Below are 25,453 nucleotides of genomic sequence, written 5' to 3'. Positions count from 1 at the left end.
AAGTACCTCCATCAATCTATGGAGCTACCTTAAGGACGTCGCGCAGGAACGGACAATCAACACGTTCGATAGTGGTCATTGACGCCGATGAGTGTTCGCCTCAGTCGACGACCAGATCCAGCATGTGAACCACTTCGTGTTCGTTGAGCAGGCCCTTGCGTACCAGGTTTTCCGCCAGCAGCGAAAGAAACTTGGCGCTGCGATGGCCTTCCAGGTGCTTGAGTTCGGTCAAAGCGTTGTACACCTTGCTGGAAGTGCACAAACCGACAATGCGGTGCGGGTTTTGCGTAGGCATGAGGTCGTCCTTGTTGTTATCAACCTGTTGTTTGCGGACAGATCCAAGCTTGCGGACCTGATATGACAAAAATATGACCGTTTGGCGCAAGGCGAGGGCGGGTCATGTCAATCTTGCCCATTTGAACCACCCACTCTGTCCCCACAGCGACCTTGACGCGATTTATCCAGACGTTCGCCGACGAACGGTCACAAAAAAGCCCCGCTGTTGAGGCGGGGCCGGGGAATGTTGTTACCAGTGGCCATAACCACGGGGAGGGCCATAGTAACCGCGCGGCGGGCCGTAATAACCACGTGGCGGACCGTAGTAAACCGGTGCCGGGGCGTAGTAGACCGGCTGTTGCACGTAGACCGGTGCAGGCTGGTAATAAACCGGTGGCGGTTGTTGCATGTAAACCGGCGCCGGTTGAGCGTAAACCGGTTGTTGAACATAGACCGGCCGGTTGGCGTTGATCACGGCCGAACCGACAATGGCCGAGCCGACGAGCGCACCAAAAATCGCCGGACCTTGCCAGCAGTTACCACAACCACCGCCATGGGCTTGTGCCTGCCCTGCGACAGCGAGTGCGCCGATCAGCAAGGCAACTGTGGTGATTTTACGGTTCATGATAAATCCTCGTCTTTTCGACCCGGCGCTTGCGTCTGCAATAGACCCAAGGATTGTCGCGGGGATACCTCTAAGACAGCTTTTTTTTGAAAAACAGCACGGCCGATAGGTAAATTTTGTGTAAGGTCTGTACCGATTTCCTGACAGACCCGCGCTACCTCGCGCAGGCCTTTGATTATGATCGATCAGACCCGATGGATTGGCTAATCCCGTCCATCTGAAAGTGCTATTGAAGGAGAAAGTTTCATGCAGATGAACCCCAACCGAGACACTCAGCTGTGCATGTCGCTCTCGGGGCGCCCCGGCAACTTCGGCCTGCGGTTTCACAATCATCTGTATGAACAACTGGGCCTGAATTTCTATTACAAGGCCTTCAGCAGCCAGGATTTGCCCGGCGCTGTCGGCGGTATTCGCGCCTTGGGCATTCGTGGCTGCGGGGTGTCGATGCCGTTCAAGGAAGCGTGTATCGAGCTGGTTGATGAACTGGACGCCTCGGCGGCGGCCATTCAATCAATCAACACCATCGTTAATACCGATGGCCATTTAAAGGCGTACAACACCGATTACATTGCCATCGAACAACTGCTCAAGACCCACGAAGTGCCCAAAGAGTCGACCTTTGCCCTGCGCGGCAGCGGCGGCATGGCCAAGGCCGTGGCCAGCGCGTTGCGTGATGGCGGCTACAAAAACGGTTTGATCGTCGCCCGAAATGAACGCGCCGGACGCGCCCTGGCTGAGTCGCTGGGCTACCAATGGCAAGCGGAACTGGGCGCACAGCGCCCGCAAATGCTGATCAACGTCACACCGATTGGCATGACGGGCGGTCCGGAAGCTGATCAACTGGCGTTTGATGCGCACGCGATTGCCAGCGCGCAGACTGTCTTCGATGTGGTGGCAATTCCCTCGGAAACGCCGCTGATCGTGAGCGGTCGTGCGCAAGGCAAGCGAGTCATCACGGGGCTGGAAGTGATCGCGATCCAGGCACTGGAGCAGTTTGTGTTGTACACCGGTGTAAGGCCCACGGATGAGCAGTTTCACAAAGCCGTGGAATTTGCCCGCAGCTAGGAGGTGCCTATGCACCCGCGCATTCTCAATCTGAACCAGGTCGATCTTGAACCGTTGCCCGAAGCCCTGGCTCCTACCGGCGACACGGCCGGTCGCTACCAGCAGCGTTTCGCCCGCGTTGGCCAGCAATTGGGCGCGCAAAAGCTTGGGTATCGGCTGTATGCGCTGGAACCGGGCATGCGTGGCAGCCCGTTTCATAGCCATCGGGTCAACGAGGAGATGTTTTACGTCGTGGCCGGGGCAGGGGAGGTACGCCTCGGGACCGAGCGTTTTCCCATCCGTGCGGGCGACGTGATTGCTTGTCCGCCAGGTGGTCCGGAAGCGGCGCATCAGATCATCAATACCAGCAACGCTGAACTGCGCTATCTGGCGGTGAGCACCCAGCAATCACCGGAAATTTGCGAGTACCCGGATTCCGGTAAGTATGCGGTGATGGATGATTTCAGGGTGGATGCCGAGGGCAATGCTTCGGGCTTCGTTGCCATCGCCCGGCCGGGCGACGGCGTGGATTATTGGGACGGTGAGTAACCTGTAGCAGCGTGTAGCAGCTGTCGAGCAGCGCGAGGCTGCGTCCGACTGCGAAGCAGGCGCTGAACCAGAACTTGCGGTGTTTCAGACAGACAGCGTTAGCCTGACTCACGACGGCTTCGCCGCCGGACGCAGCCTCGCGCTGCTCGACAGCTGCTACAAGCCGGACGCAGCCTCGCGCGGCTCGACAGCTGCTACAAGCCGGACGCAGCCTCGCGCTGCTCGACGGCTGCTACAAGCCGGACGCAGCCTCGCGCTGCTTGACGGCTGCTACAAGCCGGACGAGCTGCTACGGGTTATTCGAGGCGGGCCAGGCGTTCTTCCAGCGCGGCAATTCGCGCTTCAAGCTCTTCGATTCGCTCAACCGACATCCCGCTGGCATTGCCTCGCTCCACCGGATTGTGCCGTGCCGCCAGAATCACTTCGATGTCTGCCGGATCACCCAACGCATGCATATACCGGTCCTCCCGCTGGCCAGCCTGCTTTGGAATCAACAGTGCCAAGCCCCGGACAATCAAACGCTCCAGCTGATGCACCACCTGTTCGGCGTCTTCAAACTCATGCATGCGCCCGCTGCGGGTCAGTAATTCATTGGTCGTCTGCGGGCCGCGCAAGAACAACAGGCCTGTCAAAATCACTTGTGCCGGCACCAGTTCCAGGGCTTTGTCGACCTTGTGCTCCCAGCGATCCGCGCGGCTGCCCATCACCAGTTTGGCGAAGCCGCGTCCTTCCAGCGCCCGCAGGCTCTGGCCGACCTGACCCTGGGTCAGGTTCATCACCGGTTCGCGGCTGGTTTTCTGGTTGCAGGCGATCACCAGGGCATTGAGGGTCAGCGGATACGTTTCGGGGCTGGTGGCCTGTTTCTCGATCAGCGAGCCCAAAATTCGGATTTCCGCGCTGTTAAGCCGCGGTCCGTCAGAGGTCGTTTCTTGCTCAGTGTTCATGGTTGCGAATCCTTGCCCGGTTCATGTTTTTCACGTGCCTGGATGCACTTTAGAGGGGCGAGCGCCAATGGCAACTGAATTCGTTGTGCCTGCGCCATAACGATGACGAAACCTAAATGAAATATTAACGACTTTTTTACAAATGCGCGGGCACCTTATGCGGGCTCGCGCGACGTCGCGCGAGCCATTCACGGCGTTGTGGTCATTGGCTGTATCGCCCCCGAACTTCTGCCCCATGCATCGAGTCACTCGGTGTACGACACCTTCATTCGCCTCTGCTTACAAAAAACCAATAAAGGCGAGAGAGACTCCATGAACCAAGACATTTTTGTATCTGTACTGATTCCAGCCAAAAACGAAGCAAACAACCTCAGGCCACTGCTTGAGGAAATCCGCGTGGCGTTGGCCGATGAGGCTTACGAAATCATCGTCGTTGACGATGGCAGCACCGATGCCACCTTGCACGAACTGCGGCAAATGCGGCACAACGGGCTGGACGCATTGCGCATCCTGCACCATGAACGTTCGCTGGGGCAGAGCACTTCGCTTTACCACGCGGCGTTCGAGGCGCGTGGACAGTGGTTGGCCACACTCGATGGCGACGGGCAAAACGACCCGGCGGACATCCCCGGTATGCTGGCGCTGGTGCGCGGTGAGCCGGGACGCGTCGATGTGCAGTTGGTGGCCGGGCACCGGGTCAATCGCCGTGATACCGCGAGCAAGCGCTGGGCTTCGCGTTTCGCCAACGGCCTGCGCAGTCGCCTGCTCAAGGATTCCACCCCGGACACGGGGTGCGGCTTGAAGTTGATCGAGCGTGCGGCGTTTTTGCGCCTGCCGTACTTCGACCACATGCATCGCTATATCCCGGCGCTGATCCAGCGCCATAACGGCCGAATGATCGTTCATCCGGTCAACCACCGACCGCGCACCGCCGGGGTGTCCAAGTACGGCAATCTCGACCGCGCCCTAGTGGGCATTCTCGACCTGATCGGCGTCTGGTGGCTGATCAAACGCACGCGCCTGAACACCCATGCGCAGGAGATTGAAGGATGAATCTTTCCCGCGAAGCCATGTGGCTGGCAGTCGGTTTTATTGGCCAGATCGCCTTTACCGGCCGCTTTATCCTGCAGTGGCTGTACAGCGAGTACAAAAAACGCAGCGTGATCCCGGTGAGCTTCTGGTACCTGAGCATCGTCGGCAGCACCCTGTTGCTCGCGTACGCCATTTACCGTGAGGACCCGGTGTTCATTGTCGGGCAGGCCTTCGGTTCAATCGTCTATTTTCGCAATTTGCAGTTGATCGCCAAAAGCAAAAGCCTGAAGGAGTAGGTCATGCGCGGATCGTTATCGACCCGGAATATCACGTTACTTGCGGCGATCGCCATTGCGCTGCTGTTTTTCTGGGGATTGGGCAGCGTGCCGTTCCTCAGTGTCAACGAGGCTCGTCGCGCTGTCACCGTGCGGGAAATGCGCGAAGCGGGGAGCTGGTTGCTGCCGTACATGAACGGCGATTTGTACCTGTCCAAACCGCCGTTTTTCTATTGGGCGGGCCTGGTGTCGACGGCCGTGCTGGGCAGTTTGTCCGAGTGGAGTGTGCGCCTGCCGTCGGCGCTGGCCGCGATGTTGTGCTGCCTTGGCACGTATTGGTACGGCGTCAGGCAGGCCGGGCGCCAGGTCGGTTTGTTCGCCGTGGTGTTTCTGGCCGCCAACGGTGCTTTCAGTCTGTTCGCCCGCCGCTCTGAAATCGAAATGCTGCTGACCCTGCTGTGCTTTGGCGCATTGCTGGCAGCGTGGCAGTTCATCTTCCTGCAGGGCCGGGATGTCTGGCGCCGCCTCAGCTACGTCCTTCTTGGCTGTGCACTGCTGACGAAAGGCCCGGTGTGCCTGTTGTGGGTGACGGCGCCGATTCTGACGTACGCCTTGATCTACCGCGATGCGCGGGCCAAGGCTTACCTGTGTGACGGTTGGGGCTGGTTGATTGCCGTGGTGCTGGGCAGTTCCTGGTACGTGGCGGTGTCGGTAAGTCAGGGCTGGGGCATCTGGGCGTCGATCATCAGCGAAGACATCGTGAAGAAGATTGACGGGCAGGGCGCCGAGGCCTGGTACGCGTATCTGCTGTACCTGGCCGGTGATTTCTTTCCATTCTGGCTGATTGTGTTTGTGCAGCCGCGCAAGTTCTGGGCAATGATCCGCTCGCGCCGTGAAGCGGCCATGCTGCTGTGTTGCACGCTGCTGCCGCTGCTGGTTTTCTCGATGTTCACCGAAAAGCACGGCAAGTACCTGTTGCCGGTTTACCCGTCCATGGCGTTGCTGCTGGCCATGCACTGGGCGGCAGTGCTCGATGATCTGAAGGGGCGCTGGCGCACGGTCCTGGCCGTTGTACCCTACGTGATGCTGGCCGGGTTCGTTGTGTTCTACATGTTCGTTGAAGCGCGGGTACTGGCTCACCGGGTCGCTGGCCTGGAACAGGTCGCGACATTGGCCGCAGGGCAACCGGGCCAAAAAGCCTACACCCTCGGCGAGCCGGATATCCGTCTGGTCTATTACCTGGGCCGGCCGGTTGCAGCGTTGACGGTGGAGCAGTTGCAGGGAGAGTCCCGGCCCGCGGGGTTGTTGTTCATGCAGGAGCCGCTCCAGCCAGAGCTACAGAACCTGGTGTCGTGCGCCGTTGGCGCGGTCAAACCTTATCTGAAACCGGAACGGGGCGCGGTCCTTGTGCGTTTGGGTGGCGAGTGCCGTTGATCGCCGCTTAAAAAGAGCGGTCGGAGGAGGGCTGCGCATGGCTATAATCGGCCGACGTTTCCCTCCTGTCACCACACGAGACCTGCCATGACCATCGCCCTGTACGACGCTTCTGTTCCTGTTTTCAAGCAAATGCTCAATGCCCTGAGCGATGTGCTGAACAAGGCCGAAGCCCACGCCACTGCCAAGAACATTGACCCGAACGCATTCCTGCAGGCACGTCTGTACCCGGACATGTTCCCGCTGGTGCGTCAGGTACAGATCGCCGTTGATTTCGCCAAAGGCGTGTCCTCGCGCCTGGCCGAAATCGAGCTGCCGAAGTACGACGACACCGAAACCACCTTCGCTGAGCTGCAAGCACTGATCGCCAAGGTTCTGGCCTTCATCGGCGAGATCAAGCCGGAGCAGATCAACGGCAAGGAAGGCATCGAGATCGTTACCCGTCCGGGTACTCCTAAAGAGAAGCGCTTCAGTGGCCAGGCTTACCTGCTGACCTACGGCCTGCCGCAGTTCTTCTTCCACGTCACCACCACTTACGCATTGCTGCGTCACAACGGTGTGGAAGTGGGCAAGCGCGACTTCATGGGCGCGTTCTAAACCGTCCAGGTACAAAAAAGCCCCCGGAGCCTTAAGCTGCGGGGGCTTTTTCATGTGTACGCATTTATCAACTACACCACGGTTCCTGTAGGAGTGAGCCTGCTCGCGATGGTGGAGTATCAGGCGACATCTATGTTGAATGATTGAACGCTATCGCGAGCAGGCTCGCTCCTACAAGGGTTTGTGTCAGGCCAAACGCTCGGCTTTCTGTTCTTCGCCCAGGCACGCCGCGGCGGTAAACAGCACGTCCGTGGAGGAGTTCAGCGCGGTCTCCGCCGAATCCTGCAATACACCAATGATGAAACCGACCGCCACCACCTGCATGGCGATTTCGCTAGGAATGCCGAACAGGCTGCACGCCAGCGGAATCAGCAACAGCGAACCGCCGGCCACGCCCGAAGCGCCACAGGCACAGATCGCTGCGACGACGCTCAGCAGAATGGCCGTCGGAATGTCCACGGCGATGCCCAAGGTGTGCACGGCTGCCAAGGTCAGCACAGTGATGGTGATCGCCGCGCCGGCCATGTTGATGGTCGCGCCCAGCGGGATCGATACCGAGTAGGTGTCTTCGTGCAGGCCCAGGCGCTTGCTCAGCTCCAGGTTGACCGGAATGTTCGCCGCCGAACTGCGCGTGAAGAACGCGGTAATGCCGCTCTCACGCAGGCAGGTCAGCACCAGCGGATAAGGGTTGCGACGCACCTTCCAGAACACGATCAGCGGGTTCATCACCAGCGCCACGAACAGCATGCAGCCCAGCAGCACGGCCAGCAGGTGTGCGTAGCCGATCAAGGCACCAAAACCGGAGGTGGCCAGGGTCGAGGACACCAGGCCGAAGATCCCCAGCGGGGCGAAGCGAATCACCACGCGCACGATCACGGTCACGCCATTGGACAAGTCACCCAGTACTTCGCGGGTGGTGTCGCCGGCGTGGCGAATGGCGATGCCCATGCCGATCGCCCACGCCAGGATGCCGATGAAGTTGGCGTTCATCAGTGCGCTGATCGGGTTATCAACCACGCTCAGCAGCAGGCTTTGCAGGACTTCGCCAATACCGCCCGGTGCCGTCACCGCGACGTCCTGGGTGGACAGCACCAGACTCGACGGGAACATCATGCTGGCCACGACGGCGACCACCGCGGCAGCGAAAGTCCCCAGCAGGTACAGGAACAGAATCGGCCGGATATGTGTTTCCTGGCCGTGTTTATGGTTGGCAATCGAGGCCATGACCAACACGAACACCAAAATCGGCGCGACTGCTTTCAATGCGCTGACGAAGACTTTGCCAATAAACGCCGTGGACTTCGCCACTTCAGGCGCGAACAGGGCCAAGGCAATACCGGCGAGCAGGCCGATAACGATTTGCGTCACCAGGCTGGTGCGTTTCAGGCGTTGCAATAGAGAAGGGGATGAAGCAGTCATAAACAGCATCTCTGATTTTCTATAAGTGCAAGGTTTCGCAGGTTTGCGGCAATAAACGGGGGCAGGCCACAGGCGGGAAACCGGAAAGGGGTGTAGTGCCGATCAGTCAGCCATCACACGATTTGTAGCCGCTGGCGAAGCCTGCGTTCGGCTGCGCCGCCGAACGCAGGCTTCGCCAGCGGCTACAAAAATTGCGTTTTGGTTTAACTGATCGGCATTAACCACAGGGTGTACATTTTGCAGGGCGCGGACTTTATCACAGCGCAGGACCGTTCTTTCAGACCTGTGACCAACTGACGCTATGGCGTTCAACGAGATAGGCAGGTTCGTGCAACCCTGTTTTGAATCACTCTGTTAAGATTCGCCATCCTCACTTTCAAGTTGCCAGTGGGCCTTCGGGCTATCGCTGGTGTCGTCGTTTTCTGGAGCTCTGCATGCTGTTGCCCATTCTTCTGTTGTCCGCCGCCGGTTTTACGGTGCTGACCACGGAATTCGTCATCGTTGGCCTGTTGCCGGCCATTGCCCGGGACCTGGACGTCTCGATCCCGCAAGCGGGTTTGCTGGTGACGTTGTTTGCCTTCACCGTCGCTGCCTTCGGGCCGTTCCTGACTGCATACTTCGCCAGGTTTGAGCGCCGTAAACTGTTCATCAGCGTGCTGATCATGTTCGGTCTGGCCAATACCCTCGCGGCCTTTGCGCCCAATATCTGGGTGATGGCATTTGCCCGGTTGATTCCTGCGCTCGGGTTGCCGGTGTTCTGGGCCCTGGCCAGCGAGACGGCGGTGGATATCGTCGGCCCCGATTACGCCGGGCGGGCCATCGCCAAGATCGGTTTCGGGATTGTCTGCGCCACGGTGTTCGGCATTCCGGTGGGCACGCTGATTTCCGATGCATTCGGCTGGCGCAGTGCCTTCGGTATTCTCGCTGTCATTGCCTTTGCCAAAGCCTTGCTGCTGTTCATTTACCTGCCCAAAACCGATCTGCATCAGCATCAGGTGAGTTTCCGTTCGCAATTCAAAATCCTGCGCAGCCCGCTGATGCTCGGCCACGTGCTGCTGTCGATTGTGGTCTTCAGCGGGATGTTTACCGCGTACACCTACCTGGCGGACATTCTTGAGCGCCTGGCCGGTTTCAACGGCACGGTGGTCGGCTGGTGCCTGATGGGCTTTGGCGCGGTCGGGCTGATCGGTAACTCGCTGGGCGGTCGCGCGGTGGATCGCCATCCGCTGATCGCTTCGATGATGTTCTGCGCCTTCATGATTTCCGGCCTGGTAACGCTGGTGCCAAATATCCATTCGCCCCTCGGTCTGGCGGCGGCGATGGGTATCTGGGGCGTGACTCAGGCGGCGCTGTTCCTGGTCAGCCACGTGCGCCTGATGAAGGCGGCACCCGAGGCCCCGGCGTTCGCCGCGTCGCTGAACATTGCCGGGGCCAACCTCGGCATCGGCCTGGGCGCGATCGTTGGCGGCCGGGTGATCGACAGTGTCGGGTTGCAAGGCCTTGGTTTTGCGGCGGCCGGTTTTATCCTTGCTTCGATTCTGCTGGCCATTGCGCTGATGACCTTCAAGCCTCGTGAGATTTACGCCTGACGGTTGAAAGGTCGGTAAACAACTGGCGTCGGGCGCCTTCGGTAATCGCCACGATGCCGGGGTGCTTGACCTTGCGCTCCACTGAAATGGCGTAGAACGACTCGGTCACGGCGTCGGTCTGGCCAATCAACTCCACGCCACATTGGCGTTTCACTTCATCGGCAATCACGCTCGGGCCGATGAAGATCCCGCTGCCGGACTGACCGAAAGCCTGCATCAGCGCACTGTCGTCGAACTCGCCGACAATGCGCGGCTGGATTTGCTGCTCGGCGAACCAGCGCTGCAAGCGGTTGCGCACCACGGTTTCCGGCCCCGGAATCAACAGCGGCGCGCCGTGCAGGCCGCGGGGGAAATCCTGACCGTGCTGCGCGGCCAGTTCCGCCGTGGCAAAGAAGCTGATCCCGCATTCCCCGAGTTTCTGGCTATAGCCCTTGATGTCCAGGTGCGAGGGCATTGGGCTGTCGGAAATCACCATGTCCAGGCGCTGGATTGCCAGGTCGGCGAGCAACCGCTCGAGCTTGTCCTCGCGGCAGGTGATGCGCAGCGGCTCGCTCAGCTCCATGGTCGGCGCGATCAGCCGATAGACGATCGACTTGGGCACGACGTCCGCGACCCCCACACGAAATTGAATCTGCTGCTCGTTGGGCTGTGCGCGCAGCATCAACTCCAGTTCACCGCCCAACTGAAACATCTGCTCGGCGTAGGGCAGGGCCTGACGGCCCGCCTCGGTGAGTTCAAGCTGTCGGCCGACCCGTCGAAACAACTCGATGCCGTAGGTTTGTTCGAGCAGGGAAATCTGCCCGCTGATGGTCTGTGGTGTCAGGTTGAGCTGCTCGCAGGCGCGCACGATGCTGCCGGTCTTGGCTACCACCCAGAAGTAATGCAATTGCCGATAGTTGAGCATCGCGGTCTACAGTTCGTAAAAATCGAAGTATAGCCGCTAAAAATACGAATTTTCCTGAAGTGTTTGTCTCCCTAGAATGCGTCGCTATCAACGGGCCATCGTTTTGGTGCCGTTTGTTCTAACGAGGGAAACATCATGATGCTTAAAACCACGGCTGTGCTGTTCGCGTCTTTACTGCTGTTGGCCGGTTGCGACCAGGCGGAAAAAAGTGCTCAGCAACTGATGGGCAAGGCTGCCGAAAGCGCCAAACAGGCGATTGACGAGACCCACAAAGCCGCCAAACAAGCGCTCAGCGACGCCACTAACGGTGTTATCAGCAAAAAAGAGTCATCGGGTGAAGAGAAAGACAAAGCCCAATCCCAGGAAATCTAACGTCTAATACGAGTCAGGACTGACCCATGGAATACCTTTTAGAACTTGCTGCAAGCCCTACCGCCTGGGTCGCCCTGGCTACTTTGGTGGTGATGGAAATCGTGCTCGGCATCGATAACCTGATCTTCATCTCGATCCTGACCAATAAGCTGCCTGAGCAGCACCGGCAGAAAGCCCGCCGTATTGGTATCGGCATGGCGTTGATCCTGCGCCTGGCACTGCTGAGCACCATTGCGTTCATCGTCCAGTTGACGGCGCCTGTGATCGAAGTTCTCGGCCATGCGTTCTCCTGGAAGGACATGATCCTGATTGCCGGCGGCCTGTTCCTGTTGTGGAAGGCGACCACCGAGATCCATCACAGCATGGACCCGGCGCCGGAAGATCCGAAATCGGCGACGTCCGCTGTGACCCTGGGCTTTGCGGCTGCGATCGGTCAGATCCTGATGCTGGACATGGTGTTTTCCATCGACAGCATCATTACCGCTGTCGGCATGACCGAGCATTTGCCGATCATGATCATTGCGGTGGTGGTGTCGGTCCTGGTGATGTTGCTGGCGGCTGATCCATTGGCCAAGTTCATCAACGAAAACCCGACGGTGGTGATGCTGGCGCTGGGCTTCCTGATCATGATCGGCATGACGCTGATCGCCGAAGGCTTCGGCGCCCACGTACCGAAAGGCTACGTCTATGCGGCCATGGCGTTCTCGGCCACGATTGAATGCTTGAACATGATGTCCCGCCGGGCCAGGCAGAAGCGCGTAGCGACTGAAGCTTAATCGGCAATAAACGAAAAGGCCGCTTGAGTGTTCAGGCGGCCTTTTTTTTGAAGGCTGAAATAGGCCGATCAGTGCACGGTGGCGTGGTGCTCAGCTGGTTTTTCGCTTTTGGCCACAGGCGCTGATTGCACCGGGTGGTGATGGTGCCGTCGGGTAATGCGCAGGACTCCCCACAACATGGCGGCGGCAACGGCCAGCCAGCCGGAAATCAACATCACGATCGTCATAACAAGGCTCATCGTGCCTCCTCTTTGCCCTGCATCGGGCACACACGCTTTGCAACTGTCAGTCTAGTCGGTGCTGTGTGTCAGACAATTGACCAAAGGTCGCCTGTCACTAACGAGTTCGCTCTATCGAATGCGCGCAACTGCCGGTTAAAGCTATACCGGCACCGCGCGTCGTCCTATGATCGACGGCCAAGCCGGGAGTGTGGTGCCTGGCGCCTGAACAGAGAGTGAACATGGAGCGGGTATTTTCTCGAATTCGAACGGCAGCACTGATCGTTGGCTGCGTTGCCGGATTGGCGGGGTGCGCCGGGAGCGTCGCACCTGAGATCAAGCGTCTGCCGGAGCGGGTGGAGCTCAGTGGTACGTTCTACCGCGGGCAAGCCTTTCAAAGTGGACCGCAAGTGCTGGCCAGCCTGTTGGCGCAACAGGGCATAGTCATTACCCCTGGCTTGCTGGAAAAGCCCCTGCATTTGCCGGGCGCCGAAGACAAGTTACAGCAGAACATGCAGAACCTGGCCCGAGAGTACGGGATGGTGGTTTACCCCCTCGACAACACTTTGCCCGCGCTGCTGACTCAGGTCGCCGCCGGCTATCCGGTGATGGTGCGTTTCACCGAAGGTACGGCGCTCTGGGCTGAGCCGCGCTACGCCATTCTCGCTGGATACAACAGTAAGAAGCAGACCGTGTTGCTGCGCGCGGGGATGAATCGTCGGGACTTGATGAGTTTCAGTTCGTTTGAATCGTCATTCAAGGACGCTGGCGGCTGGGCCGTGCTGATCCTGAAGCCGGATCAGATTCCGGCCAACGTCGATCAGCAGCGTTGGCTCAAGGCGGCCAATGAGCTGGGGCAGGCCGGTCAGGAGCAAGCAGCTGCGCGGGCAAAAAAGGCCCTGACGGCGCAGTAGGTCTCCGTTCGTCATTCTGCAGGGCACTGCCGTGCACAGCGGCTCTCTAAAGGACAGGGCCCGGATTTGTCCGGGCCGTACCAAGGAGGCGCCCATGGCACATTCCACTACCCCTGTCGGCCCGCATTCGTCTGAGCATTCTTCGGGCGATGAGCTGGGTTTCGATCCCGATTCGCCAGACCTCGCCGATCCCCAGGTCGATCCCATCGGTCCGGCCAAGGCACCCAGGGACGTGAAGCCAGGTGACAATCCCAAGGCACCAGCGAAGCCTTACGACCCCTTGGCTGATCTGAAACCCTGAGCCCTGATGAGGTGCCTATGTCTACCGATTCGAGTTTCGACGACAAGCGTCCGGACAGCGTTCCTACAACCCCCGAAGGGACCGCGACGGACCCTGTGATGGATCCGAACAGCCCGCTGCGCGATCCTTTGGCACGGCCGGTGTCGCCAAAAGCGCACCCTGAGGGCTGGAGAGACCCGAGCAAGGGGGACGGTATTCCTGACGACGATCAGATGCCGCTGCCCAACGATTAACCCTCAGACAAAAAAAGCCCCGATTTTTCGGGGCTTTGTTTTTGGGAGCGCTGGTTTACTTTGAGGCTTCAATCACACCGCTCTGACGTTGCTTGAGGTTCTTGTCAGACTTGTACTGCAAGGCCACCGACGGCACGTCTGCGCCTTTGCCGGTTTCGACCCAATTGCGAATACGGGTGGCGTCGGCAAAGTGAGTGTACTTGCCGTAAGCGTCGAGGATGACCAGCGCAACCTGGCGGTTACCCATGCTGGTGACCAGCACCAGGCAGTGACCCGCCTGATTGGTGAAGCCGGTTTTCGTCAGCTGGATGTCCCAATCGTCTTTGCGCACCAAGTGGTCGGTATTGCGGAACTGCAGGCTGTAGTTGGGCTTGCGGAACGACACGATTTTTTCTTTGGTGGTACTCAGTTCGGTCAATAGCGGTTGCTTGTGCGCTGCGACCAGCAGTTTGCTCAAGTCGCGAGCGGTGGACACGTTGTGCGGGGAGAGACCGGTCGGTTCGACGAAGTGGGTGTTGGTCATGCCAAGTGCCTTGGCCTTGGCGTTCATGGCGGCAATGAATGCCGCATAGCCACCCGGGTAGTGGTGGGCCAGGCTTGCCGCCGCGCGGTTTTCCGAAGACATCAGCGCAATCAGCAGCATTTCCCGGCGTGGCATCTCACTGTTGAGCTTGACCCGGGAAAACACCCCTTTCATTTCCGGGGTGTCACTGATGTTGATGTTGATGATTTCGTCCATGTTCTGGCGCGCTTCAACCACGACCAGGCCCGTCATCAGCTTGCTCACGGAAGCGATAGGGACCACCACGTCGGGGTTGCTGGCGTAGATGATTTTGTTGGTCTGCATATCCATGACTAATGAACTGCCCGACGCGAGTTTGAGATGTGTTGCATCTCGAGGCGCGGCGGTCGTATCGCCAGCGTTGGCGATTGGCGTGATGAAAGTCCCTGTAACTGCAAAAAATAGGCTCAGGATCGAAAGACGGATTTTCACGCTGGCAGACTCATTATGTGTTGATAAGCCGTTTTGTAACGGGCTATTTCGTAAAAAGCGCGACATTCTGGAGTATGGCTGAATAACTGTCGATGGTTGTTCCAGTAAGAGATGAAAGTGTTTGGAAACATGAAAAATATGTCATTTTCCGGCAGGTGGTCGGGCTTTTTCTGCAGGCAAAAAAAACCCCGCCAGTAGCGGGGTTCTTGATTGGCCATTTACGTCTGCTTTGTCACTTAGCTGTGCAGGGTTTCGGCCGCGTACAGCGTGTTTTCCAGCAGGCAGGCACGGGTCATCGGGCCAACACCGCCCGGTACGGGTGTAATCCAGCCAGCACGGGGCAGGGCGGTTTCGTAGATTACGTCGCCGACCAGTTTGCCGTCTTCCTGGCGATTGATGCCGACATCGATCACGATCGCGCCTTCCTTGATCCATTCACCCTTGACCAGGCCTGGCTTGCCAGCAGCAACCACCACCAGGTCAGCGCGGCCGACATGGCCAGCCAGATCCTTGGTGAAGCGGTGGGTAACGGTCACGGTGCAACCGGCCAGCAGCAACTCCATCGCCATCGGGCGGCCAACAATGTTGGACGCGCCGACAATCACGGCATCCATCCCGTAGAGATCGGCACCGGTGCTTTCCAGCAAGGTCATGATGCCTTTAGGGGTGCAGGGGCGCAGCAGCGGAATACGTTGGGCCAGGCGACCGACGTTATAAGGATGGAAGCCGTCGACGTCTTTGTCCGGACGAATGCGCTCCAGCAATTTGGAGGCGTCCAGGTGTTCCGGTAAAGGAAGCTGAAGCAGAACGCCGTCGATTGCCGGGTCGTCGTTCAGACGATCGATCAGATCGGTCAGTGCTTCTTGAGTGGTTTCGGAAGGCAGGTCATAGGCTTGGGAGATAAAGCCGACCTCTTCACAGTCTTTACGCTTGTGCGAGACATAAACCTGAGAGGCGGGATCGCTGCCGACCAGGATCACCGCGAGCCCCGGCGTGCGCAGACCTTGCTGGCGACGTTCGGTAACGCGTTTGGCGATCTGCTGGCGCAGGCTGGCGGCGATCGATTTGCCGTCGATTAGTTGTGCAGTCATTGCGCGTGATTAACCATCGAGAGGGGAAAAAAAGAGAACGCATTCTCGCATGTCATGAGGTGAGGGCAAAGGCGCTTGGTCTGCAAATTCCCCTAACTCCTTTAATTAAATGAATTTTTTTTAAAAAGGATTTGACGACCTCCGGGGGGCTCTATACTATTCGTCGCACTTGTCGGGCACAGCCTAGCACTGGTTGGGAAGGTCGAACGGAGTTACGATTCCGCAAGACTGGAAAGCACTTAGTTTGTAGTCCTCCAAGGTTACAGCTAACAAGGCGCCCGTAGCTCAGCTGGATAGAGCATCCGCCTTCTAAGCGGATGGTCGCAGGTTCGAGTCCTGCCGGGTGCGCCATTAGGCAGCTTTGGCACAAGTAGCGCAATATGGTGGGCGTAGCTCAGTTGGTAGAGCACGGGATTGTGACTCCCGTTGTCGTGGGTTCGATCCCCATCGTCCACCCCATATTTCGAAAGGCGCCAGATTAACAGTCTGGCGCCTTTGCTTTAAAGGCTTCAATGCGGATGTGGTGGAATTGGTAGACACACTGGATTTAGGTTCCAGCGCCGCGAGGCGTAAGAGTTCGAGTCTCTTCATCCGCACCAAATAAAGCTTCATTCATGCCGATTGGCGTGGTTGGGGTTTACAAAGAGGTTGTTTGGCTTCTTTGACAGGCAATATGGTGGGCGTAGCTCAGTTGGTAGAGCACGGGATTGTGACTCCCGTTGTCGTGGGTTCGATCCCCATCGTCCACCCCATATTTCGAAAGGCGCCAGATTTAACAGTCTGGCGCCTTTTTTGTTTCAGTGGTTCGAGTATTTGGCGGCTGCAGGTTCTGGGTCGCAGGGGTGGGGCGTTTCGTCGTATTTTTGTTTCTCGATGATGCCGCGCTGCCCGCCGACCTTGCTTGCAAGATCGGCTGTCAGGGAGATGATTGGCAGCCTCTTCTATATATAGAAGGGTTGGCGCAGAGCCCTGGCGTAATTGGCTGTATTTGCCATCGGGGCGAGGTGCATTCGTGCATTCGCACCTATAAATTGCCTGCTGCGTTTTTACCCGTTTTCAGTAGGGTGACTTCTTGAGTTTGACCCACTAGAATGCATGCCCTTGATTCTGGGGTCGGAAACGGCCGGCTAACGTCTGTGCAACGAGGAATATCCATGCAAGTTTCTGTTGAAAATACTACTGCTCTTGAGCGCCGCATGAGCGTCATCGTGCCGGCTGAGCGCATTGAGAGCCAGGTCAACAAGCGTCTGCAGCAGACTGCCCAAAAGGCCAAGATTGCTGGCTTCCGTCCAGGCAAAGTGCCAATGAGCGAAATCAAGCGCCGTTTCGGTGCTGACGCTCGCCAGGAAGCTGTAGGCGATGTGATCCAGTCTTCCTTCTACGAAGCTGTGGTTGAGCAGAAGCTGAACCCGGCTGGTCAGCCTTCGATCGAGCCTAAGTCCCTGGAAGCGGGCAAGGACCTGGAATACGTTGCTGTATTCGAAGTGTTCCCTGAGTTCACTGTTGCCGGTTTCGAAGGTATCACCGTAGAGCGCCTGAGCGCTGACGTGGCAGATGCCGATCTGGACAAAATGCTGGAAATCCTGCGCAAGCAGAACACCCGTTTCGAAGTGGCCGATCGCGCTGCCCAGAACGAAGACCAACTGAACATCGATTTCGTCGGCAAAGTTGACGGTGAAGTGTTCGCTGGCGGTTCCGCCAAGGGCACTCAGCTGGTGCTGGGTTCGGGTCGCATGATCCCTGGTTTCGAAGACGGTCTGGTTGGCGCTAAAGCCGGCGAAGAGCGTGTTCTGAACCTGACCTTCCCTGAGGACTACCAGAACCTGGACCTGGCTGGCAAAACCGCCGAGTTCACCGTGACTGTCAACACCGTTTCCGAGCCAAAACTGCCAGAGCTGACCGAAGAATTCTTCGCTCAATTCGGCATCAAGGAAACCGGTCTGGAAGGCTTCCGCACCGAAGTTCGCAAGAACATGGAGCGCGAACTGCGCCAGGCGATTAAATCCAAGGTCAAGAATCAGGTAATGGACGGTCTGCTGGCCACCAACCCGATCGAAGTGCCTAAGGCTCTGCTGTCCAACGAAGTTGACCGTCTGCGCGTGCAGGCTGTTCAGCAGTTCGGCGGCAACATCAAGCCGGACCAACTGCCGGCCGAGCTGTTCGAAGAACAAGCCAAGCGCCGCGTAGTACTGGGCCTGATCGTTGCTGAAGTGGTCAAGCAATTCGACCTCAAGCCTGACGAAGCCCGCGTTCGCGAGATGATTCAGGAAATGGCTTCGGCCTACCAAGAGCCTGAGCAAGTCGTGTCCTGGTACTACAAGAACGAGCAGCAACTGAACGAAGTCCGTTCGGTTGTGCTGGAAGAACAAGTTGTGGATACTGTTCTGCAGAAGGCTAGTGTGACCGACAAATCGGTCTCTTACGAAGAAGCAGTCAAGCCGGTAGAAGCTCCACAAGCCGACTGATCGTTTTTGCGATAAGAAGTACACACCATAAGCCAGCCTTCGTGCTGGCTTATGCGTATTCAAGACATAACTATTTGGGAGTGACTGCAGAGCATGTTCCGTAATTCGTATATTCAGCAGAACTCTGATATCCAGGCCGCAGGCGGCCTGGTCCCGATGGTTGTCGAGCAGTCCGCTCGTGGCGAGCGCGCCTACGACATCTACTCGCGCCTCCTCAAGGAGCGAGTGATCTTTCTGGTTGGCCCGGTAGAGGACTACATGGCCAACCTGATCTGTGCGCAATTGCTGTTCCTTGAAGCGGAAAACCCGGACAAGGACATCCATCTCTATATCAACTCCCCGGGCGGTTCGGTGACGGCTGGCATGTCGATCTACGACACCATGCAGTTCATCAAGCCAAACGTGTCGACCACCTGTATCGGTCAGGCGTGCAGCATGGGCGCGTTCCTGTTGACCGCCGGTGCCCAGGGCAAGCGTTACTGCCTGCCGAACTCGCGTGTGATGATTCACCAGCCACTGGGCGGTTTCCAGGGCCAGGCTTCGGATATCGAAATCCATGCCAAGGAAATCCTCTTCATTCGTGAGCGTCTCAACACGCTGATGGCCAAGCACAGCGGGCGCACGCTTGAGGAAATCGAGCGCGATACCAACCGCGATAATTTCATGAGTGCAGACGCTGCACGTGAGTACGGGTTGATCGATGAAGTGATCAGCCAGCGCCCCGCTTAATATAAGCAACTCAAAATAGGGTTGGTCGGCTCGTCCGATCACCAGCGGGCTTGAAAAAGCCCGCAATAGCCTTCATCTTGTGTTGCAAGCCTATCGGATTTGGATCGAACGAATGACTGACACCCGCAACGGCGAGGACAACGGCAAGCTGCTCTATTGCTCCTTCTGTGGCAAAAGCCAGCATGAAGTACGCAAATTGATTGCCGGCCCCTCGGTCTTTATCTGCGACGAGTGCGTCGACCTGTGCAATGACATCATCCGTGAGGAGGTGCAGGAAGCCCAGGCCGAAAGCAGCGCGCATAAATTGCCTTCGCCTAAAGAAATCAGCGGCATCCTTGATCAGTACGTGATTGGTCAGGAGCGTGCGAAAAAGGTTCTGGCCGTAGCGGTGTACAACCACTACAAGCGCCTGAACCAGCGTGACAAAAAGAATGACGACGTCGAGCTTGGCAAGAGCAACATCTTGCTGATCGGCCCGACAGGCTCGGGTAAAACCCTGCTTGCCGAAACACTGGCCCGCTTGCTGAACGTTCCGTTCACCATCGCCGACGCAACCACCCTCACCGAGGCGGGTTATGTGGGTGAAGATGTCGAGAACATCATTCAGAAGCTGCTGCAGAAGTGCGATTACGACGTAGAAAAAGCCCAGATGGGCATTGTCTACATTGATGAGATCGACAAGATCTCGCGCAAGTCTGACAACCCGTCGATCACCCGGGACGTTTCCGGTGAGGGCGTGCAGCAGGCCCTGCTCAAGTTGATCGAAGGCACGGTCGCTTCCGTTCCGCCGCAAGGTGGCCGCAAGCATCCGCAGCAGGAATTCCTTCAGGTCGACACCCGTAACATCCTGTTCATCTGCGGTGGTGCGTTCTCTGGTCTGGAAAAGGTTATTCAAAACCGTTCCACCAAGGGCGGCATCGGTTTCAACGCAGAAGTGCGCAGCAAGGAAGAAGGCAAGAAAGTCGGTGAGTCCCTGCGTGAAGTCGAGCCTGACGATCTGGTCAAGTTCGGTCTGATCCCGGAATTCGTCGGTCGTCTGCCGGTACTTGCCACGCTGGACGAGCTTGATGAGGCTGCGCTGATGCAGATCCTCACCGAGCCGAAAAATGCTCTGACCAAGCAGTACGCCAAGTTGTTCGAGATGGAAGGCGTGGACCTGGAATTCCGGGCCGACGCACTGAAATCGGTCGCCAAACGTGCTCTGGAACGCAAGACCGGTGCCCGTGGACTGCGTTCGATTCTCGAAGGTGTATTGCTCGACACTATGTATGAAATCCCCTCGCAGTCCGAGGTGAGTAAAGTAGTGATCGACGAAAGCGTTATAGAAGGCAAGTCCAAGCCACTGTATATCTACGAAAACAGTGAGCCTGCTGCCAAGGCCGCGCCAGACGCTTAAGCGTCATGCAGCCGGAACAAAGAAGGGGCCTTCGGGCCCCTTTGCTATTGTGGGCGCTGGATTGTCGGATCGCCGCACCGCAGCGAAAGCGGCCTGACAACCATCCATTCCCTTAGCTTCCTAAGGTTGCGATCTTTTACTGCTTTTATCCGCTTGTTTTTTTCCAGAGCAGCCCCCATCTTGGTTTCAAGCTTACTTCCATCTGTTTACGGCCTTATGGCCGCCGTAGAGGCGAAATCATGAAGACAACCATCGAATTGCCTCTCCTGCCATTGCGTGATGTTGTGGTTTATCCGCACATGGTTATCCCGCTGTTCGTGGGGCGCGAGAAATCCATCGAAGCCCTCGAGGCAGCGATGACGGGCGACAAGCAGATCCTTCTGCTGGCTCAGAGAAACCCTGCTGACGACGATCCCGGTGAAGATGCACTTTATCGCGTAGGTACTATTGCAACCGTTCTACAGCTGCTCAAGCTGCCTGACGGCACGGTCAAGGTTTTGGTCGAAGGCGAGCAGCGGGGCGCCGTGGAGCGCTTCAGCGAAGTGGACGGCCACTGTCGTGCCGAAGTCTCGCTGATCGATGAAGTCGACGCGCCTGAGCGCGAGTCGGAAGTCTTTGTTCGCAGCCTGCTGGCTCAGTTCGAACAATATGTACAGTTGGGCAAGAAAGTCCCGGCTGAAGTGCTGTCGTCGCTCAACAGCATCGACGAGCCAGGCCGCCTGGTCGACACCATGGCCGCGCACATGGCCCTGAAGATCGAGCAGAAGCAGGAAATTCTCGAAATCATCGATTTGTCGGCCCGTGTCGAGCACGTTCTGGCGCTGCTGGATGCCGAGATTGACCTGCTGCAAGTTGAAAAACGCATTCGTGGTCGCGTCAAAAAGCAAATGGAGCGCAGTCAGCGCGAGTACTACCTGAATGAGCAGATGAAGGCCATTCAGAAGGAGCTCGGCGACAGCGACGAAGGCCACAACGAAATCGAAGAGCTGAAAAAGCGCATCGATGCCGCTGGCCTGCCCAAAGATGCCTTGGCCAAAGCCCAGGCTGAACTGAACAAACTAAAGCAAATGTCGCCAATGTCTGCGGAAGCGACCGTGGTGCGTTCGTATATCGACTGGCTGGTTCAGGTGCCGTGGAAGGCACAGAGCAAAGTCCGTCTGGACCTTGCGCGCGCCGAGGACATTCTCGACGCCGACCACTACGGTCTGGAAGAAGTCAAAGAGCGGATCCTCGAATACCTCGCCGTGCAAAAACGCGTGAAGAAAATTCGTGGCCCGGTGTTGTGCCTGGTCGGTCCTCCGGGCGTGGGTAAAACCTCGCTGGCGGAGTCGATTGCCCACGCCACCAACCGCAAATTCGTGCGCATGGCCCTTGGTGGTGTGCGTGATGAGGCTGAAATTCGTGGCCATCGCCGTACTTACATCGGTTCGATGCCAGGAAGATTGATTCAAAAGATGACAAAGGTGGGCGTCCGCAACCCGCTGTTCCTGCTTGATGAAATCGACAAGATGGGCAGCGACATGCGTGGCGATCCGGCGTCGGCGTTGCTGGAAGTGCTCGACCCCGAGCAGAACCACAACTTCAACGATCACTACCTGGAAGTCGACTACGACCTGTCCGATGTGATGTTCCTGTGCACCTCGAACTCCATGAACATCCCGCCGGCATTGCTGGACCGGATGGAAGTGATTCGTCTGCCGGGCTACACCGAAGACGAGAAAATCAACATCGCCGTCAAATACCTCTCGCCGAAGCAGATCACTGCCAACGGCTTGAAGAAAGGCGAGCTGGAATTCGACGCCGAAGCGATCCGCGACATCATCCGTTACTACACCCGCGAAGCCGGTGTGCGTGGGCTGGAGCGCCAGATTGCCAAGGTTTGCCGCAAGGCGGTCAAAGAGCATGCGATGGAAAAACGCTTCTCGGTGAAGGTCACTGCCGAGATGCTCGAACACTTCCTGGGCGTGCGTAAATTCCGCTACGGCCTGGCTGAGTCGCAGGATCAGATCGGTCAAGTGACCGGGCTGGCATGGACTCAAGTGGGTGGCGAGCTGCTGACCATTGAAGCCGCCGTGGTCCCGGGTAAAGGTCAATTGATCAAGACCGGTTCCCTGGGTGATGTGATGGTCGAATCGATCACTGCAGCGTTGACCGTGGTTCGTAGTCGTGCGAAGAGCCTGGGGATCCCCCTGGACTTCCACGAGAAGCGCGACACGCATATTCACATGCCGGAAGGGGCGACCCCGAAAGACGGTCCTAGCGCTGGCGTAGGCATGTGCACGGCCCTGGTATCGGCACTGACCGGGATCCCGGTGCGTGCGGACGTCGCCATGACGGGTGAAATCACCCTGCGTGGTCAGGTGCTGGCCATTGGTGGTTTGAAAGAAAAACTGCTGGCCGCTCACCGTGGCGGAATCAAGACAGTGATCATTCCTGAAGAGAACGTACGCGATCTGAAGGAAATTCCTGACAATATCAAGCAAGATCTGCAGATTAAACCGGTTAAATGGATTGACGAGGTCCTGCAAATTGCGCTGCAATACGCGCCGGAGCCCCTGCCTGATGTGGCTCCTGAGATAGTTGCAAAGGATGAAAAACGCGAGTCTGACTCTAAGGAAAGAATTAGCACGCATTAGTACGCATTTGGCCGGGTGGCTTCCTTGACAGCTTTTTAGAGCCCTTGTTATAAAGCGGCTCTTAAGTGTCTGTAGGCCATTCAGCACACGTTTTTGCTTTCACCAAAAAAACTTAGAATCATACTCAAATAGATAGATATAAGGGGACTTAGAGTGAACAAGTCGGAACTGATTGATGCTATCGCTGCATCCGCTGATATCCCGAAAGCTGCTGCTGGCCGTGCGCTGGACGCAGTAATCGAATCCGTCACTGGCGCTCTCAAGGCTGGCGACTCCGTTGTTCTGGTTGGTTTCGGTACTTTCTCCGTAACTGATCGTCCAGCTCGCATTGGTCGTAACCCACAGACCGGTAAGACACTGGAAATCGCGGCAGCCAAAAAACCAGGTTTCAAAGCCGGTAAAGCACTGAAAGAAGCTGTCAACTAAGTTCGATTCAGGTTTTTGCCTATCCGGGTCGGGGTCATGCCTGACCTGGCAGCGGAGCGGTAGTCCAGCCGGCGAATGCCGGTCTGAGACACTGAGGGTCGCAAGTTCGAACCCTCGGTCCGCTCCGCCAGTTACGAGAAGGCGCATCCCCGGATGCGCCTTTCTTCTATCCGGATTCTACCCACGCTCCACGGTTGCCTAATTTTTGAAGTTCAACCGTTTCTGGGGGACGCATGCTGCAGAATATCAGGGACAATTCACAAGGCTGGATTGCCAAGACCATCATCGGGGTCGTCGTTGCATTGATGGCTTTGACCGGTTTCGATGCCATTTTCAAGGCCACCACGCACAGCAATGATGCGGCCAAGGTCAATGGCGAAGAAATCAGCCAGAACGAGCTGAGCCAAGCGGTTGATATGCAACGCCGTCAGCTCATGCAACAGCTGGGCAAGGATTTCGACGCTTCCTTGCTGGATGAAAAAATGCTGCGCGAATCGGCCCTCAAAGGCTTGATCGACCGCAAATTGCTGCTGCAAGGCGCACAGAACTCGAAATTCGCTTTCTCCGAAGGCGCCCTGGACCAAGTGATCCTGCAGACGCCTGAATTCCAGGTCGACGGCAAGTTCAGCCCTGAGCGTTTCGATCAGGTGATCCGTCAGCTCGGTTACAGCCGTATGCAGTTCCGCCAGATGCTGGCTCAGGAAATGCTGATTGGTCAGCTGCGTGCGGGCCTGGCAGGTAGCGGATTCGTCACCGACGCCCAGGTGCTGGCCTTCGCTCGTCTGGAAAAACAGACCCGCGATTTCGCCTCCCTGAACGTCAAGGTTGACCCGGCGGCTGTGAAGCTGACCGACGATGAAGTCAAAGCCTACTACGACGAACACGCCAAGGAGTTCATGACGCCGGATCAGGTGGTCATCGATTACCTGGAATTGAAGAAGGCTTCCTTCTTTGATCAAGTCAGCGTCAAGGACGAAGACCTGCAAGCGGCGTATCAGAAAGAAATCGCGAACCTGTCCGAACAGCGTCGGGCTGCGCACATTCTGATCGAAGTGAACGACAAGATGACCGAGGCGCAAGCCAAGGCCAAGATCGAAGAAGTGCAGGCGCGCCTGGCCAAAGGTGAGAAATTCGAGGCCTTGGCCAAAGAGTTCTCCCAGGACCCGGGTTCGGCCAACAATGGCGGCGACCTTGGCTACGCAGGTCCAGGTGTCTACGACCCGGTCTTCGAAAAAGCCCTGTATTCGCTGAACAAGGATCAAGTCTCCGAGCCGGTTCGTACTGACTTCGGTTTCCACCTGATCAAGCTGTTGGGTGTGGAAGCTCCTGAAGTGCCAACGTTTGCCAGCCTGAAAGACAAGCTGACCCGTGAGCTGAAAGCCCAGCAAGTGGAGCAGCGGTTCGTCGAGGCGACCAAGCAATTGGAAGACGCCTCGTTCGAGGCGTCCGATCTGGCCCAGCCAGCACAAGACCTGAAGCTGACTGTTCACACCTCCAAGCCGTTTGGTCGTGAAGGCGGTGAGGGGATTGCAGCCAACCGTGCCGTGATCACCGCTGCGTTCAGTCCTGAAGTGCTGGATGAAGGTGCCAACAGCACCGCCATCGAGCTCGATCCGGAAACCGTGATCGTGCTGCGCGCCAAGGAACACCTCAAGCCTGCACAATTGCCGCTGGAAAGCGTGAATGTCGCCATTCGCACGCAATTGGCCAAGGAGCACGCCAGCTCTGCCGCCAAGACCAAGGCTGAACAGCTGATTGCCAGCCTGCGCGACGGCAAGTCCCCGCTGGACAAAGCCATTGAAGGCCAGAACTGGAAAGTGATCGAAGCAGCGACCCGCGCTCAGGAAGGGGTTGACCCAACTGTGCTGCAAGCGCTGTTCCGGATGCCAAAACCAGCCGCCAAGGATAAGCCGTCCTTCAGCAGCGTGACCCTGGCCGATGGTAGCCTGGTGATCGTGCGCTTGAATAACGTGAACGAAGCGGCTGCGCCGACCGATGAAGAGAAGGCTCAGTACCGTCGCTTCCTCGCCTCGCGCATTGGCCAGCAGGACTTCGCGGCTTACCGCAAGCAGTTGGAAAGTGAAGCTGACATCAAGCGTTACTGATGCCTGATTAGCTCTTTGCTGCAAAAAGACCCTGGCCGAAAGGCCGGGGTTTTTTTTGCCAGGGGAAAGGCGAAACGGTTATCCGTCGCCCGATGTGGATGCGGATCGA

26 protein-coding genes and 4 tRNA genes are annotated in these 25,453 nt (G+C 57.6%); 22 read left to right on the top strand and 8 right to left on the bottom strand.

All coding sequences use genetic code 11. The features are described 5' to 3' along the window. Positions 1 to 100: 100 nt before the first annotated feature. Together C7534_RS18895 and C7534_RS18890 are read right to left on the bottom strand one after the other, a co-directional pair. The gene (locus C7534_RS18895; protein WP_007944773.1) at positions 101 to 295 is read right to left on the bottom strand and encodes a hypothetical protein; all 195 of its coding nucleotides are present in this window, start codon (positions 293 to 295) and stop codon (positions 101 to 103) included. 231 nt (positions 296 to 526) lie between these two features. Beyond that, complete coding sequence (locus C7534_RS18890; protein WP_109786652.1) at positions 527 to 901, bottom strand: hypothetical protein; 375 nt, start codon at positions 899 to 901, stop codon at positions 527 to 529. 246 nt (positions 902 to 1,147) lie between these two features. On the opposite strand from C7534_RS18890, the gene C7534_RS18885 reads away from it, so the two are divergent. Both C7534_RS18885 and C7534_RS18880 read left to right on the top strand, forming a co-directional pair. Continuing rightward, positions 1,148 to 1,966, top strand: a complete 819-nt coding sequence (locus C7534_RS18885; RefSeq protein ID WP_046032581.1) for a shikimate 5-dehydrogenase — start codon at positions 1,148 to 1,150, stop codon at positions 1,964 to 1,966. A 9-nt stretch (positions 1,967 to 1,975) separates the two neighbouring features. After that, on the top strand, positions 1,976 to 2,494 hold the full coding sequence (locus C7534_RS18880; RefSeq protein WP_109786651.1) for a cupin domain-containing protein: 519 nt from the start codon (positions 1,976 to 1,978) through the stop codon (positions 2,492 to 2,494). A gap of 296 nt (positions 2,495 to 2,790) precedes the next feature. Here the strand turns inward: C7534_RS18880 and C7534_RS18875 are convergent, their stop codons facing one another. Continuing rightward, positions 2,791 to 3,438 (bottom strand): YceH family protein, encoded by a 648-nt coding sequence (locus C7534_RS18875; protein WP_109786650.1) that lies wholly within the window; start codon positions 3,436 to 3,438, stop codon positions 2,791 to 2,793. A gap of 312 nt (positions 3,439 to 3,750) precedes the next feature. Here C7534_RS18875 and C7534_RS18870 point away from each other — a divergent pair, with 312 nt between their 5' ends. The 4 genes from C7534_RS18870 to C7534_RS18855 all read left to right on the top strand — a co-directional run bounded on the left by C7534_RS18870 (position 3,751) and on the right by C7534_RS18855 (position 6,776). Further along, positions 3,751 to 4,491 carry a glycosyltransferase family 2 protein gene (locus tag C7534_RS18870; RefSeq protein ID WP_109786649.1) on the top strand — a complete coding sequence of 247 codons (741 nt, stop codon included), beginning with the start codon at positions 3,751 to 3,753 and terminating at the stop codon, positions 4,489 to 4,491. Continuing rightward, positions 4,488 to 4,766, top strand: a complete 279-nt coding sequence (locus tag C7534_RS18865) for a lipid-A-disaccharide synthase N-terminal domain-containing protein (protein WP_109786648.1) — start codon at positions 4,488 to 4,490, stop codon at positions 4,764 to 4,766. Before C7534_RS18870 ends, C7534_RS18865 begins: the two co-directional genes overlap by 4 nt. Before the next feature lie 3 nt (positions 4,767 to 4,769). Then, positions 4,770 to 6,179, top strand: a complete 1,410-nt coding sequence (locus C7534_RS18860; RefSeq protein WP_109786647.1) for an ArnT family glycosyltransferase — start codon at positions 4,770 to 4,772, stop codon at positions 6,177 to 6,179. Between the two features lie 87 nt (positions 6,180 to 6,266). Continuing rightward, entirely contained in the window at positions 6,267 to 6,776 is a 510-nt protein-coding gene (locus tag C7534_RS18855; RefSeq protein WP_046032575.1) for a DUF1993 domain-containing protein, read from the top strand. A gap of 186 nt (positions 6,777 to 6,962) precedes the next feature. On the opposite strand, the gene sstT is transcribed toward C7534_RS18855, so the two are convergent. Beyond that, positions 6,963 to 8,195 (bottom strand): serine/threonine transporter SstT, encoded by a 1,233-nt coding sequence (gene sstT, locus C7534_RS18850; protein WP_109786668.1) that lies wholly within the window; start codon positions 8,193 to 8,195, stop codon positions 6,963 to 6,965. A gap of 434 nt (positions 8,196 to 8,629) precedes the next feature. Here sstT and C7534_RS18845 point away from each other — a divergent pair, with 434 nt between their 5' ends. After that, the gene (locus C7534_RS18845) at positions 8,630 to 9,784 is read left to right on the top strand and encodes an MFS transporter (RefSeq protein ID WP_046032574.1); all 1,155 of its coding nucleotides are present in this window, start codon (positions 8,630 to 8,632) and stop codon (positions 9,782 to 9,784) included. On the opposite strand, the gene nhaR is transcribed toward C7534_RS18845, so the two are convergent. After that, the gene (gene nhaR / locus C7534_RS18840; protein WP_046032573.1) at positions 9,759 to 10,688 is read right to left on the bottom strand and encodes a transcriptional activator NhaR; all 930 of its coding nucleotides are present in this window, start codon (positions 10,686 to 10,688) and stop codon (positions 9,759 to 9,761) included. The two genes, C7534_RS18845 and nhaR, sit on opposite strands and share 26 nt — an antisense overlap. Positions 10,689 to 10,823: 135 nt before the next feature. Between nhaR and C7534_RS18835 the strand changes: the two genes are divergently transcribed. Then, on the top strand, positions 10,824 to 11,060 hold the full coding sequence (locus C7534_RS18835) for a hypothetical protein (protein ID WP_109786646.1): 237 nt from the start codon (positions 10,824 to 10,826) through the stop codon (positions 11,058 to 11,060). A 26-nt stretch (positions 11,061 to 11,086) separates the two neighbouring features. Then, positions 11,087 to 11,836, top strand: a complete 750-nt coding sequence (locus C7534_RS18830; RefSeq protein WP_109786645.1) for a TerC family protein — start codon at positions 11,087 to 11,089, stop codon at positions 11,834 to 11,836. A gap of 68 nt (positions 11,837 to 11,904) precedes the next feature. On the opposite strand, the gene C7534_RS32610 is transcribed toward C7534_RS18830, so the two are convergent. After that, positions 11,905 to 12,075 carry a hypothetical protein gene (locus C7534_RS32610; RefSeq protein ID WP_175648988.1) on the bottom strand — a complete coding sequence of 57 codons (171 nt, stop codon included), beginning with the start codon at positions 12,073 to 12,075 and terminating at the stop codon, positions 11,905 to 11,907. Positions 12,076 to 12,296: 221 nt separating this feature from the next. On the opposite strand from C7534_RS32610, the gene C7534_RS18825 reads away from it, so the two are divergent. The 3 genes from C7534_RS18825 (at position 12,297) to C7534_RS18815 (ending at position 13,502) form a co-directional block, all read left to right on the top strand. Next, complete coding sequence (locus C7534_RS18825) at positions 12,297 to 12,968, top strand: lipoprotein (RefSeq protein WP_046032570.1); 672 nt, start codon at positions 12,297 to 12,299, stop codon at positions 12,966 to 12,968. A gap of 94 nt (positions 12,969 to 13,062) precedes the next feature. Then, on the top strand, positions 13,063 to 13,269 hold the full coding sequence (locus C7534_RS18820) for a DUF6021 family protein (protein ID WP_027925384.1): 207 nt from the start codon (positions 13,063 to 13,065) through the stop codon (positions 13,267 to 13,269). Positions 13,270 to 13,286: 17 nt separating this feature from the next. Then, positions 13,287 to 13,502 (top strand): hypothetical protein, encoded by a 216-nt coding sequence (locus tag C7534_RS18815; protein ID WP_109786644.1) that lies wholly within the window; start codon positions 13,287 to 13,289, stop codon positions 13,500 to 13,502. A 55-nt stretch (positions 13,503 to 13,557) separates the two neighbouring features. On the opposite strand, the gene pbpG is transcribed toward C7534_RS18815, so the two are convergent. Next, positions 13,558 to 14,496, bottom strand: coding sequence for a D-alanyl-D-alanine endopeptidase (gene pbpG / locus C7534_RS18810; RefSeq protein WP_046032568.1), 939 nt, complete (start codon positions 14,494 to 14,496; stop codon positions 13,558 to 13,560). A gap of 236 nt (positions 14,497 to 14,732) precedes the next feature. Further along, positions 14,733 to 15,587, bottom strand: a complete 855-nt coding sequence (gene folD / locus C7534_RS18805; RefSeq protein ID WP_046032567.1) for a bifunctional methylenetetrahydrofolate dehydrogenase/methenyltetrahydrofolate cyclohydrolase FolD — start codon at positions 15,585 to 15,587, stop codon at positions 14,733 to 14,735. Between the two features lie 274 nt (positions 15,588 to 15,861). Between folD and C7534_RS18800 the strand changes: the two genes are divergently transcribed. From C7534_RS18800 to C7534_RS18755, 10 genes are all read left to right on the top strand, one after another. Continuing rightward, positions 15,862 to 15,938, top strand: a tRNA-Arg gene (locus C7534_RS18800). A 32-nt stretch (positions 15,939 to 15,970) separates the two neighbouring features. After that, positions 15,971 to 16,046 (top strand) — tRNA-His (locus tag C7534_RS18795). Between the two features lie 55 nt (positions 16,047 to 16,101). Next, positions 16,102 to 16,186, top strand: a tRNA-Leu gene (locus C7534_RS18790). Positions 16,187 to 16,263: 77 nt separating this feature from the next. Beyond that, positions 16,264 to 16,339 (top strand) — tRNA-His (locus tag C7534_RS18785). A gap of 402 nt (positions 16,340 to 16,741) precedes the next feature. Next, positions 16,742 to 18,052, top strand: a complete 1,311-nt coding sequence (tig, locus tag C7534_RS18780) for a trigger factor (protein WP_109786643.1) — start codon at positions 16,742 to 16,744, stop codon at positions 18,050 to 18,052. Between the two features lie 93 nt (positions 18,053 to 18,145). Then, a complete protein-coding gene (clpP, locus tag C7534_RS18775; protein WP_015094302.1) occupies positions 18,146 to 18,781 on the top strand; it encodes an ATP-dependent Clp endopeptidase proteolytic subunit ClpP in 636 nt (211 codons plus the stop codon). Positions 18,782 to 18,893: 112 nt separating this feature from the next. After that, positions 18,894 to 20,177: an ATP-dependent Clp protease ATP-binding subunit ClpX gene (gene clpX, locus C7534_RS18770; protein ID WP_007946893.1), complete on the top strand. Its 1,284-nt coding sequence runs from the start codon at positions 18,894 to 18,896 to the stop codon at positions 20,175 to 20,177. A 239-nt stretch (positions 20,178 to 20,416) separates the two neighbouring features. Then, positions 20,417 to 22,813: an endopeptidase La gene (gene lon / locus C7534_RS18765; protein ID WP_046032564.1), complete on the top strand. Its 2,397-nt coding sequence runs from the start codon at positions 20,417 to 20,419 to the stop codon at positions 22,811 to 22,813. A 153-nt stretch (positions 22,814 to 22,966) separates the two neighbouring features. Continuing rightward, on the top strand, positions 22,967 to 23,239 hold the full coding sequence (locus tag C7534_RS18760) for an HU family DNA-binding protein (protein ID WP_002552737.1): 273 nt from the start codon (positions 22,967 to 22,969) through the stop codon (positions 23,237 to 23,239). A 233-nt stretch (positions 23,240 to 23,472) separates the two neighbouring features. Continuing rightward, positions 23,473 to 25,344: a SurA N-terminal domain-containing protein gene (locus C7534_RS18755; protein WP_109786642.1), complete on the top strand. Its 1,872-nt coding sequence runs from the start codon at positions 23,473 to 23,475 to the stop codon at positions 25,342 to 25,344. The last annotated feature ends 109 nt before the right edge of the window (positions 25,345 to 25,453 follow it).

This window comes from Pseudomonas sp. OV226 (assembly GCF_003148705.1).
Lineage (GTDB): Bacteria > Pseudomonadota > Gammaproteobacteria > Pseudomonadales > Pseudomonadaceae > Aquipseudomonas.
The sequence above is the reverse complement of the archived record's forward strand: the minus strand, read 5'-3'. Positions and strand labels throughout refer to the sequence as shown.

Coding starts and splice junctions, on each gene's coding strand:
- C7534_RS18895 (WP_007944773.1), bottom strand. CDS start 295: ATGCCTACGCAAAACCCGCACCGCATTGTCGGTTTGTGCACTTCCAGC.
- C7534_RS18890 (WP_109786652.1), bottom strand. CDS start 901: ATGAACCGTAAAATCACCACAGTTGCCTTGCTGATCGGCGCACTCGCT.
- C7534_RS18885 (WP_046032581.1), top strand. CDS start 1,148: ATGCAGATGAACCCCAACCGAGACACTCAGCTGTGCATGTCGCTCTCG.
- C7534_RS18880 (WP_109786651.1), top strand. CDS start 1,976: ATGCACCCGCGCATTCTCAATCTGAACCAGGTCGATCTTGAACCGTTG.
- C7534_RS18875 (WP_109786650.1), bottom strand. CDS start 3,438: ATGAACACTGAGCAAGAAACGACCTCTGACGGACCGCGGCTTAACAGC.
- C7534_RS18870 (WP_109786649.1), top strand. CDS start 3,751: ATGAACCAAGACATTTTTGTATCTGTACTGATTCCAGCCAAAAACGAA.
- C7534_RS18865 (WP_109786648.1), top strand. CDS start 4,488: ATGAATCTTTCCCGCGAAGCCATGTGGCTGGCAGTCGGTTTTATTGGC.
- C7534_RS18860 (WP_109786647.1), top strand. CDS start 4,770: ATGCGCGGATCGTTATCGACCCGGAATATCACGTTACTTGCGGCGATC.
- C7534_RS18855 (WP_046032575.1), top strand. CDS start 6,267: ATGACCATCGCCCTGTACGACGCTTCTGTTCCTGTTTTCAAGCAAATG.
- sstT (WP_109786668.1), bottom strand. CDS start 8,195: ATGACTGCTTCATCCCCTTCTCTATTGCAACGCCTGAAACGCACCAGC.
- C7534_RS18845 (WP_046032574.1), top strand. CDS start 8,630: ATGCTGTTGCCCATTCTTCTGTTGTCCGCCGCCGGTTTTACGGTGCTG.
- nhaR (WP_046032573.1), bottom strand. CDS start 10,688: ATGCTCAACTATCGGCAATTGCATTACTTCTGGGTGGTAGCCAAGACC.
- C7534_RS18835 (WP_109786646.1), top strand. CDS start 10,824: ATGATGCTTAAAACCACGGCTGTGCTGTTCGCGTCTTTACTGCTGTTG.
- C7534_RS18830 (WP_109786645.1), top strand. CDS start 11,087: ATGGAATACCTTTTAGAACTTGCTGCAAGCCCTACCGCCTGGGTCGCC.
- C7534_RS32610 (WP_175648988.1), bottom strand. CDS start 12,075: ATGAGCCTTGTTATGACGATCGTGATGTTGATTTCCGGCTGGCTGGCC.
- C7534_RS18825 (WP_046032570.1), top strand. CDS start 12,297: ATGGAGCGGGTATTTTCTCGAATTCGAACGGCAGCACTGATCGTTGGC.
- C7534_RS18820 (WP_027925384.1), top strand. CDS start 13,063: ATGGCACATTCCACTACCCCTGTCGGCCCGCATTCGTCTGAGCATTCT.
- C7534_RS18815 (WP_109786644.1), top strand. CDS start 13,287: ATGTCTACCGATTCGAGTTTCGACGACAAGCGTCCGGACAGCGTTCCT.
- folD (WP_046032567.1), bottom strand. CDS start 15,587: ATGACTGCACAACTAATCGACGGCAAATCGATCGCCGCCAGCCTGCGC.
- tig (WP_109786643.1), top strand. CDS start 16,742: ATGCAAGTTTCTGTTGAAAATACTACTGCTCTTGAGCGCCGCATGAGC.
- clpP (WP_015094302.1), top strand. CDS start 18,146: ATGTTCCGTAATTCGTATATTCAGCAGAACTCTGATATCCAGGCCGCA.
- clpX (WP_007946893.1), top strand. CDS start 18,894: ATGACTGACACCCGCAACGGCGAGGACAACGGCAAGCTGCTCTATTGC.
- lon (WP_046032564.1), top strand. CDS start 20,417: ATGAAGACAACCATCGAATTGCCTCTCCTGCCATTGCGTGATGTTGTG.
- C7534_RS18755 (WP_109786642.1), top strand. CDS start 23,473: ATGCTGCAGAATATCAGGGACAATTCACAAGGCTGGATTGCCAAGACC.